Below are 12957 nucleotides of genomic sequence, written 5' to 3'. Positions count from 1 at the left end.
CGCGACCTAACGTCCGGGTAACACGTCCGCCGGCGGACCTCCCCCCGGGTCAGGCGCGGCGGGCGGCCCATACGGTGCGTTCGGTGCGGACCGCGAGGTCGTCGCGGCGCAGGATGCTGAAGGGGCCGCCGGTGTCGAGCAGTCGGTCGAGCGCGCTGAGGTCCTCGGCGGGAAGCGCGGAGGCGGCGCCGGCGCGCAGACGCTCAAGGCTGCTGAGCGCGTAGCGGCCGACGGCGTCGTCACGGGAGGCGTCGACGCGCACGCTGATCGTCCGCTCGCCCGCGGCGGCGAACCCGGCGGCGGCCAGCCTGGGGCCCCAGTCGGCGCCGCGGTGCGGCACGTGCTCGGCGTGGTGGCGTGCGAGGGCGGCGTGGCAGCGGTCCTCCAGGCCGGGCCGCTCCCGCGGCGCGTCGGCGGGCAGGAAGCGCGGGAAGCCGGCCAGTTCGACGACGGCGAACAGGCCGCCGGGCGCGAGCAGTTCACGGACCGCGCGCAGCGTGCGGTCGGGGTCGGCCAGGTGGTGCAGCGACGCCGACGCCCACACCAGCCCGGGCCGGCCGAGGTCGGGCCAATCCCCGTCGAGGTCGGCCGCCACCGTGCGCACCCGGTCGGCGACCCCGAGCGCCTCGGCCTTCTCCCGCAACCGCTCCAGGTGGCCCGCGGAGGCGTCCACGGCGGTCAGTTCCGCCGCGGGGAAGCGCGCGAGCAGGGCGAAGGTGCCGGCCCCCGTGCCGCAGCCCAGGTCCACGATGTGCCGCGGCTCGACGTCGACCGGCAGCCACGCGGTGATGGCCGCGGTGTGCTCGGCGAGCACCTCCGCGTCCAGGTCGAGCAGCTCCGCCTGGCCGTCGGAGTCGGGGGTGTGCGGGGGAAGGGGACGCGCGCCGTGCTGCGCCGGGTCTGCTGTGCGGGCCTGGTGCGCCTGGTGTGCCTGGTGTGCCTGGTGCGGGGAAGCGTGGGTCATACGGCCACGCTAGGAGGACGCCGCCGGCGCGGCACCACGGTTCCCGGGGTGCGCAAGACGAGGGCCGGATGGGCTGCCGGACGCGCAAGAGGCCGGGGGTGCCGGCTCAGGCGTCCTCACCGCGCTGGTGGCCGCGGCGCGCGTCGCGGTCGAAGATGCCCAGGATCTCGCAGGGCCCGCCCTCGGCGCCGATCGCGTGCGGCAGCATCGTGGGGAACTCCGCGGACTGGTTGGCCTCCACGCGGATGCGCCGGTTGCCGAGCAGCAGGACCGCGGTGCCGGACAGGACCACGAGCCACTCGCGGCCCGGATGGGCGCGCATGCGGGCCGGGTTGTCGGGCGGCGGGTTCGTCATGCGCTGCCGCAGCACGCTCATGCCCGGGTACGCCTTCATCGGCCAGCGCATCAGCCCGTGGGCCGCGTCGATCATCGGACTGGTGATGACGTCGTCGGTGGCGGTCTCGACGAGCTGGTCCAGCGAGGTGTCCAGGGCCCGCGCGAGGGTGACGAGCTGGTCGAGCGCCAGCCGGCGCTGCCCGTTCTCGATCCGGCTGAGCGTGGACTGGCTGACCTTGGCCCGGCCGGCCAGTTCCTCCAGCGACCAGCCCTGCGCCACCCGCAGGGCCCTGATCCGTTTGCGTACCAGGCTTTCCAGCTCACCATCGTCTTGCGCCATAGGCAAGATCATATGCCCCTCTCGCAAGGCGTGCCTATCGTCGTGAGTACGCGTACGGCCCCGGAACAGCCGCGGCCGGCCAGAGGGAAAGGGACGACGCCATGGCTGTGACCGCTTCCGGGTGGGAGACCGACCAGCTGCCGGGCGGGACGGTCGACGCCGTGGTGATCGGCGGCGGCGCCGCGGGACTGAACGGCGCGCTGATGCTCGCCCGCTCCCGCCGCTCGGTCGTCGTGATCGACAGCGGCACCCCGCGCAACGCACCCGCCGACGCCGTGCACGGCCTGCTCGGCCTGGAGGGCACCGCGCCGGCCGAGCTGCTGCGAAGGGGGCGCGAGGAGGTACGCAGCTACGGCGGCCTGGTCGTCGCCGGTGAGGTGGCCTCGGCCGCACCCGCCTCCGCTTCGACCCCCACCTCCGCTTCCGCCTCCGCCTCCGCCGAGGGCAACGACCCGCGCTTCACCGTCACCCTCGCCGACGGTGGCGCCCTGACCGCGCGGCGCCTGCTCGTCGCCACCGGGCTGGGCGACGTCCTGCCCGACGTGCGCGGGCTCGCCGAGCACTGGGGCCACGGCGTGGTGCACTGCCCGTACTGCCACGGCTGGGAGGTGCGCGACGAGTCCGTCGGGGTGCTGGCCGTGGGCCCCGCCTCGGTCCACCACGCCCTGCTCTTCCGCCAGTTGACCGACGACCTCGTCTACTTCAGCCGCGGCACCGAGCTCGACGGAGACACCCGGGCGCGCTTCGCCGCCCGCGGCATCCGGATCGTCGACGCCCCGCTGGAACGGGTCGTCACCGACCGGGCGGGCGGCATCGCGGGCGTGCGGCTGGCCGACGGGCACCTCGTGGCCCGCCGGGTCCTCGCGGTCGTGACCCGCATGCTCGCCCGCACCGACGGGCTGGAGGGGCTCGGCCTTCCGATGGAGGACTTCCCCGGCGGAATGGGCCGCCGCTTCTCCGCCGGCCCGGCCGGCGTCACCGACGTGCCCGGGGTGTGGGTGGCCGGCAACGCCACCGACCTCACCGCCCAGGTCGGTGCCTCGGCGGCGGCGGGTGCGCTGGCCGGCGCCCACATCAACGCCGACCTGGCCGCGGCCGACACCGAGGCGGCGCTCGCGGCGGTGCGGCGCGACGACAGCGCCGCCTGAAACCCGCCGACGCCGCCTGCCGCCGGTGCACGCCCAGCGGCCCCGCAACTCCCCGATCCCGTAGGCCCGTAGGCCGGTAAACCCGCCCCCCGCGGCGCGTCGTATCCGCGCCCGCGCTACCGCCCGCGCGCGAATCCGCGGACGAACGTGCCCCGCGGACCCGTTCACGACACCCGCCCTCGCGCCCGGCGACCGCTGCGCGCCGCTGTCCGCATGCTCCTTTCCGCAGTCCCGCTGTCCGTTTCCCGCTGTCCGTTTCCCGCTGTCCGGAGGACCCCTTGAGTACGAACCCGCTCCCCCAGGTGGGCGCCGTTGATCCGGTCGGCGCGACCGGCGAGGGCGTGCCGGACGCCCGCCGGCGTCGCACGATCCTGGTGGCCGTCTGCGTCGCGCTGATGGCCGTGATCGCGTCGGTGTCCGGGCTCAACGTGGCGCAGCCGGACCTCGCGGTCGCGTTCGGCGCCTCGCAGAGCACCATCCTGTGGATCATCAACATCTACACGCTCACCCTGGCCGCGCTGCTCCTGCCGCTCGGCTCGCTCGGCGACCGGGTGGGCCGCAAACCGATGCTGCTGACCGGTCTGGCCGTCTTCGGTGCGGCGAGCACGGCGGCCGGGCTCGCCCCGTCGACGGAGGTGATGCTCGCCGCGCGGGTGCTCAGCGGGGTGGGCGCGGGGATCATCATGCCCATCACGCTCGCCGTCATCACCTCCACCTTCCCGCCGGAGGAGCGCGGCCGGGCGATCGGCGTGTGGACCGGGGTCGCCGGAGGGGGCGGCATCGTCGGCATGTTCCTGTCCGCCGCCCTGGTGGACCTGGCGAGTTGGCGCTGGCTGTTCGTCCTGCCGGTCGTGCTCGTCGTCGTGGCGTTCGTGATGGCGCTGCGGTTCGTTCCCCACTCCCGTGAACGGTCGGGGCACAGCTTCGACACCGTCGGCGCGCTGACCTCGATCGTCGCGGTGGTCGGCCTCATCCTCGTCCTCCAGGACGGTCCCGAACGCGGCTGGACCGCTCCCGCGACGCTGCTCGCCCTCGCCGTCGGGGTGGTCGCCGCCACCGGGTTCGTGGCGTGGCAACTGCGCCTTCGCGACGCCGCGTTGCTGGACGTACGCCTCTTCCGCGCGCGCGGGCCGGCCGGCGGATCGATCACGCTGCTGGCGGTCTTCGGCGTGCAGGCGGGCATCTTCGTGGTCCTCTTCCCGTTCTTCCAGGCCGTGTTGGGCTGGTCCGGGCTGCTGTCCACGGTGGCGCTCATGCCCATGGCGGTGCTCATGATGCTCACCTCCGGCCTCGCGCCCAAGCTCGCCGCGCGGATCGGCGGCCGGTCCACCATGGCGGCCGGCGTCTTCCTGGCCGGTGCCGGGCTGGCCCTGATGGCGGCGCTCGTCTCCGTCAGCGGCGGCTACCTGTCGGTGCTGCCCGGCATGCTCGCGATGGGGATCGGCATGGGACTGTCGATGACGCCCTCGACGGAGGCCATCACCAGCGCGCTGCCGCGGGAGCGCCAGGGCGTGGCCTCCGCGCTCAACGACGTCACCCGGGAGTTCGGCACCGCGCTCGGCGTCGCGCTCCTCGGCGCCCTGCTGTCCGCCGGGTACCGCCATGCCATCGACGGGCGGCTCGACGGCGTACCCCGCGGCTCCGCCGCCACCGCGCGCGAAGGCGTCGCCAACGCGGTCGAGGCCGCGAACGGCGCCGGCCCCCACGCCCACGAACTGGTCGACGCGGCCCAGCGGTCCTTCGTCGACGGCTGGCAGCGGGCCATGTGGGCGGGCGTCGCCGTCATGGCCGCCCTCTTCCTCTACCTCCTCGCCCGCGGGCCGCTCCGCCCCGCACCCACCTCGACGGACCGACCGACCCCCGCCGAACCCGTCTCCCCCGCCGCCGTCCCCGTCTCCCCCGCCGGCGCCCTCCCGCCCCCGGGCGGCCCGGACCCGGCGTGACGATCGCGCCGGCAGGCATCTCGGCGACCCCTCGGGCACGACCTCTGGTGGGACCGTGCGCCGGGCGTGCGGGTCCAGCGGGTGCGCGTCGGGGGGAGGGTCAGCGGGGGGCGCGGCGCAGGGCGGTGAGGAAGGCGGGGCCGTTCGGGGTGCCGACGCCTGTCATCGTGTCGTAGCCCTTGGCGGTGACCTGCTGGGTCTGGGCGGGGTCCTGGGCGTCGAAGACGTCGATGCCCGGGCTGGTCCCGGCGCCGTCGGCCGCGATCCAGGCGCTCCGGTCCTGCTGCGGCGCCGAGGGGCGGATCGGCAGGACGTCGTGGAGGGCTCGGGTGCCGGCCAGGCGGTAGAGCAGCGGGTTGATGAAGCCGAAGGGTTCGCGGCCCTGCTGCGCGTCGGCGACCAGCCCGGCGATCAGCGGGCACGCCAGGCTGGTGCCGGCGTTCGGCATCGTGTGGTACGGCCCCGGCTTGCCGTGGCTGACCGTGTCGATGTAGCCGGTCAGCATGCCGGTGTCGGGGTCGGCGTCGGCCGCGATGTCGGGCACCGCCCGGCCGGTGACGGTCTGCTTGCCGACCCGGACCCGCGCCATCGACGGGGGCACGACGCCCTTCTGGTAGGCGGGTTGCCGGTACACGCCACTGGTGCCTCCGCCGCCGCCGCTGATGCCGACGTCGGTCCACTTGCCGCCGTCCAGGTAGCCGTAGTCGTCGGACCAGCCGGTCTCGAACACCCGGTTCCCGGCCGGCCCGAGGCCGACGGTGGTGCCGCCGACCGCGACCGCGTACGGGTCGGAGTCGGTGACCGTCAGGCCGGTGGTGTCACCGGACGCGAAGTACATGCCGACCCCCTCGGCGGCGGCCCGCACGTCGATCGCGTGCACGGTCTTCGCCGGCACCTCTCCCAGCGGGATCTGCCACGAGTTGGACACGAGGGAGGCCCGCGGACGGCCGCCCTTCCCGTTCAGTACCGCGAGCGCGGCGTCGAGCAGCGCCTGGTCCTCGTCGCAGCCCTGGCCCACGACCATCAACTGGTCGGCGCCGGGCGCCATCGCGTAGACCGCCTCGGAGTCCATCTCCGCCTCGTCGTCGACGGCGGGCCCGTCCGCCGCGTCGCGGGCCCGGGTCGGCGACGCGCAGGCGCTGCCGGCGGTGACCTGCCTGAACTGGGAGCGCTTCGGCAGCGGCAGGTGGTTGCTCTTCGCGTAGTCCGTCAGCGTCTGGAACATCGCGGTCGGCGATGTCTCCTCGGTCAGGGCGACGGTCTGGCCCTTGCCGGTGGCCGTCCACGTCGCCCCGTAGGCCGCGCGCAACTGGGCGGCGGAGTAGCCGCAGATCGGGAGCGACGCCTTGGTCAGACCCCGGTAGGCCGGGTGGAAGCCGTGCACGTGCTGCGCCCAGGAGCGGGAACACGTCGCCGGCTTCGGGGAGTTCGAGGAGTTCGGGGAGTTCGAGGAGTTCGGTGCCGTCGGAGCCGTCGGGGCCGACTGAGCGGTGCCGCGTCGTGCCGCGGAACCGTCGCCGAGCCCGGTCACGCCCAGCACGTCGGGCGCGAGCGCGGCCGGCACCGACACCTCGCGGTCGTTGGACTGGAACTCCGCGCCACCGCCCGCCGCGTCCTTCGCCCGGTACCGGCCGATCCGCACCTGGAACGCCGACTGGACCGCGGACACCGGCCCGGTCGCCGAGACGTAGTCACGGCCGCCGTCGACGTGAACGGCCTTGAGCCCCTTGGCGGTCAGCCACGACGCGACCGCCTCGGCGCGTGCGGCCGTAGGGGCGAACCGCGCGGTGTAGGCGCTCGGCGCCAGGTAGTGCCGGTACTCGGCGTTGCCCGGCGTGGCGACCGCGTCCGCGAACGCCTCGGCGCCCGCGAGGTCGGGCGCCAGCCACACCTGGACGGTCATCGCCTGGGAGGAGGGCGCGGCCCCGACGAGAGTCGCGGCGGGCACCGCCGGGGAGACCGAGCCCGGCACCGTGGCGGTGGACGCCGCGCGTGCGGTGTCGGGCGCCCCCAGCACCGCGCCCGCGGCCATCACGGCAAGGCAGGCGGCCACGGCACGCGCCGCTCCACGACCACCGCTGCCGGCCGCGGCCGTCGCCGTCGCCGTTCCCCGCTCACGCCGGCGCACTCGTCCCATCGGTCCCTCGCTCCTCCGCAACCGCACCTGCCCCGGCGGCATCCGCCCCCGCTCTGTGTACAACGCACCCCGGCCGCCCCCGGTTGCGGCAGGCCGGCGGTCGCGACCCGGTCGGCCGTACGCGTCTCCCCGCCGGCGCGGCGGAGGGGGTCAGTGGCTGCCGGTGAGCGCGCCGCTGAGGTCGCCGTGCACCCGGGCGCTGTGCTCGTCGAGCCCGACGATCTCCACGGCCTTGCCGCGGCCGGCGTACTTGGTGGTGATCGCATCCAGAGCCGCGACGGAGGAGGCGTCCCAGACGCGGGCGCCGCTGAGGTCGATGACGACCCGGTCGGGGTCGCCGGTGTAGTCGAACCGGGCCACCAGGTCGTTGGCGGAGGCGAAGAAGAGCTGGCCGGTGACGGCGTAGACGACGCTCTTCCCGTCGGGGTCGAGGACCGCGGTGACGTCGGTGAGTCGGGCGACCCGGCGGGCGAAGATCACCATGGCGAGGACCGTGCCGACCACGACACCGATCGACAGGTTGCCGGTGGCCACCACCACGGCGACGGTGACGACCATCACGGTGGTCTCGCCGATCGGCATCCGCTTCAGCGTGGCGGGCTTGACGGAGTGCCAGTCGAAGGTGCCGACCGACACCAGCACCATCACCGCGACCAGCGCGGCCATCGGGATGCGGGAGACCACCGGCCCGAGGACGATGCACAGGATCAGCAGGAAGAACCCCGCCAGGAACGTGGACAGCCGGGTTCGGGCGCCGTTCTTGACGTTGATCATGGTCTGGCCGATCATCGCGCAGCCGCCCATGCCGCCGAAGAGCCCGGTGACGATGTTGGCCACGCCCTGCCCGATGGACTCGCGGGTCTTGTTGGAGGGGGTGTCGGTGATGTCGTCCACGAGCTTGGCGGTCATCAGCGTCTCCATCAGGCCGACCAGTGCCATCGCCAGCGCGTAGGGCGCGATCACGGTCAGCGTGTGCGCGTCGAACGGTACGTCCGGCAGTCCCGGCGCCGGCAGCGACGACGGCAGCCTGCCCTTGTCGCCGACCGTCGGCACCGAGATCCCCGCCGCCACCGTGACCACCGTCAGGATCACGATGGACACCAGCGGCGCGGGCACCGCCTTCGTCAGGCGCGGGAAGAACACCATCATCGCCAGCCCCGCGACGACCAGCGGATACACCGCCCAGGGGACGTCATGGAGGTTGGGGATCTGCGCGGTGAACAGCAGGATGCCCAGCGCGTTGACGAAGCCCACCATCACCGAACGCGGCACGAACCGCATCAGCTTGGCCACCCCGAGCGAGCCCAGCACGATCTGGAAGACGCCGGCCAGGATCACCGTCGCGATGAGGTAGCCGAGTCCGTGGTGGCGGACGACCGGTGCCACGACCAGCGCGACGGCGCCGGTGGAGGCGGAGATCATCGCCGGCCGCCCGCCGACGAACGCGATGACCATCGCCATCGTGCAGGCCGCGAAGAGCCCGACCTTGGGGTCCACGCCGGCGATCACGGAGAACGAGATCGCCTCGGGGATCAGCGCCAGTCCGACCACCAGGCCGGCCAGCACCTCCACCCGGAAGACGTTCGGGGACAGCCAGGGCGGTCGGGGCAGGCCGCGAGGGCGCACGGGCACGTTCGAAGGCGAGGGCGGGGGCGGCGGAAGGGGCGAGGGCGATGTCAGCAAGACCGGGTGCCTGTCGGGCTCGGGCGCGGCCGGTCACGGCCGCGCGAGGAGGACGCGCGGGGCCGAGGCGGCGGTGCGCGGATCGCCCGTCGGGGCGGGCGGAGGTCGGGGAAGTGGCGTGCGGCCGGGGGGAGTTCGGCAGCGGGCCGGCATGCGGCGCGGGGTCCGATGGGGCGACGAGGGGGTGCCCGGCGTCGGCCGGGCGTACGGCGGCCGACCGGCTCAGCGCGCGGGCGGCCTCATGGCCTCACGGCGGACAGCAGGCGGCAGCGAGCGGCTGGGACATGCGCACGCCTCGTCTCTCCTGCTCGCGGGTTCGGCGGGGGCGTCGTCGGCCCCGACATGGCAGCGCGCGGGCACGGAAGCCCGCACACTGATGGGGGGCGGCGCGGGCCGCCCTCACCATCGGAAACTCTACCCTAACGTTAGGGTAGAGATGGCTGGCGATCGGCCCGCGGCACGTGACGTCGGCGTGACGTCCCAGCGAAGAGAAGCCACGGAAGAGAAGGGGCCGGGAACACGGTCGTGGACAGCAGGCACATGCAGATCGGCGAGGTGGCCGAACGGACCGAACTGTCCCTGCGAACCATCCGGCACTACGAGGAGACCGGCCTGGTCACCCCCTCCGCCCGGTCCCAGGGCGGCTTCCGGCTCTACACCGAAGCCGACGTCGCCCGCCTGATGGTCATCCGCCGGATGAAGCCGCTCGGCTTCACCCTGGAGGAGATGCGCGACCTGCTGGCGGCCACCGACCGCCTGGACACCCCGGCCCCCTCCCCCGCCGAGCGCGAAGCCCTGCTCGAACGCGTCAGGGCGTACGAGCAGACCGCCGCGACGAAGATCCAGGACCTGCGGGTCCAGCTGGCCCGGGCCGAAGAGTTCGCCGCCACCCTCCGCACCCGGCTGGAGCAGGGCGCCCGCCCCTGAGCACCCGCTCCCGGACACCCGACACCCGCCCCTGGATGCCCCCGGCCCGCCGGATACGGCCGTCCGGCGCGTGGGGGGGCGTGCGCGCGGGGTGCGCCGCGCCCATGACGTGCGGCCCCGCGGTCCTTATCCTGATCCTGCTCGGGCCGTATCGGACGGCGGGAAGCGGGAGTCGCGCATGCGGGCGTGGGAGGACACGGCTGTCGAGGTGGCGGGCGGGCGGCTGGCGGTACGGCGATGGCCGGGCCGGCCGGGCGCGGGCGTGGTGCTCGCCGCGCACGGCATCTCCGGGAACGGGCTGTCCTGGGCGCTGGTCGCCGAGGCGCTCGGCGACGTGGAGGTGATCGCCCCCGACCTGCGCGGGCGCGGGCACAGCCGGGACCTGCCGGGCCCGTACGGCATGGCGCGGCACGCCGAGGACCTGGTGGCGGTGCTCGACCACTTCGGGATCGGGCGGGCGGTGCTGGCCGGCCACTCGATGGGCGGGTACGCCGCGTGCGCCGCGGCCCGGCGCGACCCGGGGCGCTACAGCGAACTGGTCCTCGTGGACGGCGGGTTGGGCGTCCCGGTGCCGGCGGGGGCGGACGTCGACGCGATGCTGCGCTCGGTGCTCGGCCCGGCGATGGCCAGGCTGGACATGGAGTTCGCCGACCGGGCGGCCTACCACCGGTTCTGGGCCGGGCATCCGGCCTTCGGCCGGCTCGGCGGGCCGGCGCTGGCCCGGTACCTGGAGCGCGACCTGACCGGCGAGGAGCCGCACCTGCGCTCGGCGTGCCGGGCGGCGGCGGTCCGGGAGGACGGCAGGGACCAGCTGCGCAACCCCGAGGTCTTCGCCGCGATCCACGAACTGACCCTGCCCGCCACCTTGTTGTGGGCCGAGCGCGGGTTGCGGAACGAGCCGGTGGGCCTGTACCCGCCGGAGGTGATCGCCTCCAGCGGGCTGGCCGACGAGGGCGTGGACGTGTGCTTCGTGCCCGACGAGAACCACTACTCGCTGCTGCTGGGCGGGTCCGGGTCCCGGACCGTAGCCGGCCACCTCGCCGAGGCGGCCGGCCGCGCGACGTAGTCGGCCCGCCGACGATCCGCGGTCGCCCCGCCGAAACGCCCCTCCAGGCGTACGCCCGGGGCCGGTTCGGCCGGCCGCGGGCCGTCACACCGCGGGAATCGCCTCGCCAGCGGAGACGGCCACGCCCGCAAGGATCTCGACCGAGCCCAGCGGGATCGGCTCGAACACCGCCGGCTGCTCCCGGACCCGCCGGACCCCGCCGGTCCCGACGAGGCGCCGCCGGCCCCACGGATTGCGGCTCAGGCCAGGCCGTACGGCAACTCCGGCTGGATGTCGGCGAGTTCGAGCAGCCGGTTGTACTTCGCCACCCGCTCGCCCCTCGCCGGCGCCCCCGACTTGAGCTGACCGGCACCCGTACCCACCACGAGATCGGCGATGAACGTGTCCTCCGTCTCCCCCGAGCGGTGCGAGACCATCCGGGTGTAGCCCGCGTCACGGCAGATCCGCATCGCCTCCAGGGTCTCGGTGACGGTGCCGATCTGGTTGACCTTGATCAGCGCGGAGTTGCCGACCTTCCGGTCGATCGCCTCGGTGATGATCGCCGGGTTGGTGACGAAGATGTCGTCCCCCATGATCTGGACCTCCTCGCCCAGCCGCGCCGTCAGCCGGACCCAGCCGTCCCAGTCCCCCTCGGCGAGCCCGTCCTCGATGCTCCGGACCGGGAAGCGCCCGACGATCTCCTCGTACCGGTCGATCAACTCGTCGGAGGAGAGCCGCTCGCCGGCCACCACATAGTGGTCCTCGTGCCAGAACTCGCTCGCCGCCGGGTCCAGTGCGATCGCCACGCCCTCCCGGCCCGCGGTGTACCCGGCGTCCTCGATCGCCTCGACCAGCAGGCCCAGCACCTCCTCCGGGCTGTCGATGGCGGGCGCGAAACCGCCCTCGTCACCGAGTCCGGTCGCATGGCCGGCCGCGGCCAGCCGCGCCTTGAGCCGCCCGTACACCTCGGCGCCGGCCCGTACCGCTTCGGCGAGACCCGGCGCGCCCAGCGGGGCGAGCATGAACTCCTGGAAGTCCAGGGCGTTCGCCGCGTGGGCGCCGCCGTTGACGACGTTGAAGTGCGGCACCGGAAGCCGCGGCGGCGTGTGAGCCACCGCCGACAGCGACTCCCACAACTCCGCGCCCCGCGCCGCGGCCTCCGCACGCGCCGCCGCCATCGAGACACCGATGATCGCGTTGGCACCCAACCGCGACTTGGTCGGCGTCCCGTCCAGCTCGATCAGCGCGGCGTCGACGTCCGCCGCCGACCCGAAGTCCCGCCCGGCCAGCGCCTCCGCGATCTCACCGCTGACCTGCGCCACCGCCCTCGACACACCCTGCCCGCCGAACCGCGCCGGATCGCCGTCACGCAGCTCCACCGCCTCACGGCTGCCGGTGGAAGCACCCGAGGGCACCCCCGCCCGCACCCGCGTCCCGTCCGCGGTGGCCAGGGTCACCGCGAGCGTCGGGCGAGCCCGCGAGTCCAGGATCTCGACCGCGTGCAACTCGGAGATGCGCAAAGTCATGGCTGGTCCGTTCTCGGGGCGCGGGGTGTCGTCGGGCCGACCGGTCCGCGGCGGTCAGGTCCGGGCCCGGGCGTGGGCGGCGCGCTCGCGGGACGCGTCGATCTCGGCGTACGCCGCGTCCTTGCCGTCCCAGTGCGAGCCCTCGACGGACTTGCCGGGTTCGAGGTCCTTGTAGACCTCGAAGAAGTGGGTGATCTCCAGCAGGTCGTACCGCGGCACGTCGCCGATGTCCTGCAGGTACGCGTACCGCGGGTCACGGGCGGGCACGCACAGCACCTTCTCGTCCGGGCCCTTCTCGTCGCTCATCCTGAACACGCAGACCGCACGGCAGTTGATGACGCACCCCGGATACGTGGGCTCGCCGACCATCACGAGCGCGTCCAGCGGGTCCCCGTCCCGGCCCAGCGTTCCGTCGATGTAGCCGTAGTCGGCCGGGTAGCGGGTGGCGGTGAACAGCGTCCGGTCCAGCCGGATGCGGTGCTTCGCGTGGTCCATCTCGTACTTGTTCCGCGAACCCTGCGGGATCTCCACGGTCACGTCGAATTCCGCTTCCACGACGTCCTCCTCGTCCGGTGGTCGGACTCCCCCGATGATCAGGACCCCTGGTCAGGACCGTGCACGGGCGCGCGAGCCGCGGCCAGGTACGGGGGGGCGACCGAGGGCGTACGGGCGGTGGCGTGCCCGCCCGGCGGGAAGGGGCGCGGCTGCGGGACCGGAGCACGATGGGTGCCGCGGCGCGTCGCCGTCGGCGGGGGAGGTACGGGTATGGGCACGGCGCCTCCTGATCGATGCATCGACCAGGGACCGTAAGCAGCGGAGAGCCGCGGTTTTGGTGAGCCCCCTCACCGGCACGCACCGCGCACACCGTTGGCGTGCGCCTCGTCCGCGCGCTTATCCGAGTATCCCAT

At 74.3% G+C, this 12957-nt stretch carries 10 protein-coding genes; 4 read left to right on the top strand and 6 right to left on the bottom strand.

Annotated features, from left to right (window positions below; all coding sequences use genetic code 11):
• Positions 1 to 49 precede the first annotated feature (49 nt).
• Positions 50 to 964 (bottom strand): class I SAM-dependent methyltransferase, encoded by a 915-nt coding sequence (locus AB0399_RS25480; RefSeq protein ID WP_366412916.1) that lies wholly within the window; start codon positions 962 to 964, stop codon positions 50 to 52.
• Between the two features lie 106 nt (positions 965 to 1070).
• Positions 1071 to 1640, bottom strand: coding sequence for an XRE family transcriptional regulator (locus AB0399_RS25475; RefSeq protein WP_366412915.1), 570 nt, complete (start codon positions 1638 to 1640; stop codon positions 1071 to 1073).
• 101 nt (positions 1641 to 1741) lie between these two features.
• Between AB0399_RS25475 and AB0399_RS25470 the strand changes: the two genes are divergently transcribed.
• On the top strand, positions 1742 to 2788 hold the full coding sequence (locus tag AB0399_RS25470) for an NAD(P)/FAD-dependent oxidoreductase (RefSeq protein WP_366412914.1): 1047 nt from the start codon (positions 1742 to 1744) through the stop codon (positions 2786 to 2788).
• 395 nt (positions 2789 to 3183) lie between these two features.
• A complete protein-coding gene (locus tag AB0399_RS25465) occupies positions 3184 to 4731 on the top strand; it encodes an MFS transporter (protein WP_366412937.1) in 1548 nt (515 codons plus the stop codon).
• Between the two features lie 100 nt (positions 4732 to 4831).
• On the opposite strand, the gene AB0399_RS25460 is transcribed toward AB0399_RS25465, so the two are convergent.
• Positions 4832 to 6784 (bottom strand): protease pro-enzyme activation domain-containing protein, encoded by a 1953-nt coding sequence (locus tag AB0399_RS25460; protein WP_366412913.1) that lies wholly within the window; start codon positions 6782 to 6784, stop codon positions 4832 to 4834.
• Between the two features lie 234 nt (positions 6785 to 7018).
• On the bottom strand, positions 7019 to 8500 hold the full coding sequence (locus AB0399_RS25455) for a SulP family inorganic anion transporter (RefSeq protein ID WP_366412912.1): 1482 nt from the start codon (positions 8498 to 8500) through the stop codon (positions 7019 to 7021).
• Positions 8501 to 9076: 576 nt separating this feature from the next.
• On the opposite strand from AB0399_RS25455, the gene AB0399_RS25450 reads away from it, so the two are divergent.
• Together AB0399_RS25450 and AB0399_RS25445 are read left to right on the top strand one after the other, a co-directional pair.
• Positions 9077 to 9478 carry a MerR family transcriptional regulator gene (locus AB0399_RS25450; RefSeq protein ID WP_329372400.1) on the top strand — a complete coding sequence of 134 codons (402 nt, stop codon included), beginning with the start codon at positions 9077 to 9079 and terminating at the stop codon, positions 9476 to 9478.
• A 178-nt stretch (positions 9479 to 9656) separates the two neighbouring features.
• Complete coding sequence (locus tag AB0399_RS25445) at positions 9657 to 10544, top strand: alpha/beta hydrolase (protein WP_366412911.1); 888 nt, start codon at positions 9657 to 9659, stop codon at positions 10542 to 10544.
• Positions 10545 to 10783: 239 nt separating this feature from the next.
• On the opposite strand, the gene eno is transcribed toward AB0399_RS25445, so the two are convergent.
• The gene (gene eno / locus AB0399_RS25440; RefSeq protein ID WP_366412910.1) at positions 10784 to 12049 is read right to left on the bottom strand and encodes a phosphopyruvate hydratase; all 1266 of its coding nucleotides are present in this window, start codon (positions 12047 to 12049) and stop codon (positions 10784 to 10786) included.
• 54 nt (positions 12050 to 12103) lie between these two features.
• The gene (locus AB0399_RS25435; RefSeq protein WP_366412909.1) at positions 12104 to 12604 is read right to left on the bottom strand and encodes an inorganic diphosphatase; all 501 of its coding nucleotides are present in this window, start codon (positions 12602 to 12604) and stop codon (positions 12104 to 12106) included.
• Between the last annotated feature and the right edge of the window lie 353 nt (positions 12605 to 12957).

Source organism: Streptomyces sp. NPDC088194, assembly GCF_040702025.1.
GTDB lineage: Bacteria > Actinomycetota > Actinomycetes > Streptomycetales > Streptomycetaceae > Actinacidiphila.
The sequence above is the reverse complement of the archived record's forward strand: the minus strand, read 5'-3'. Positions and strand labels throughout refer to the sequence as shown.

Bases quoted from the DNA above. Each gene is read 5' to 3' on its own strand.
- AB0399_RS25480 (WP_366412916.1), bottom strand. From the start codon at position 964: ATGACCCACGCTTCCCCGCACCAGGCACACCAGGCACACCAGGCGCAC.
- eno (WP_366412910.1), bottom strand. From the start codon at position 12,049: ATGACTTTGCGCATCTCCGAGTTGCACGCGGTCGAGATCCTGGACTCG.
- AB0399_RS25445 (WP_366412911.1), top strand. From the start codon at position 9,657: ATGCGGGCGTGGGAGGACACGGCTGTCGAGGTGGCGGGCGGGCGGCTG.
- AB0399_RS25475 (WP_366412915.1), bottom strand. From the start codon at position 1,640: ATGGCGCAAGACGATGGTGAGCTGGAAAGCCTGGTACGCAAACGGATC.
- AB0399_RS25465 (WP_366412937.1), top strand. From the start codon at position 3,184: ATGGCCGTGATCGCGTCGGTGTCCGGGCTCAACGTGGCGCAGCCGGAC.
- AB0399_RS25470 (WP_366412914.1), top strand. From the start codon at position 1,742: ATGGCTGTGACCGCTTCCGGGTGGGAGACCGACCAGCTGCCGGGCGGG.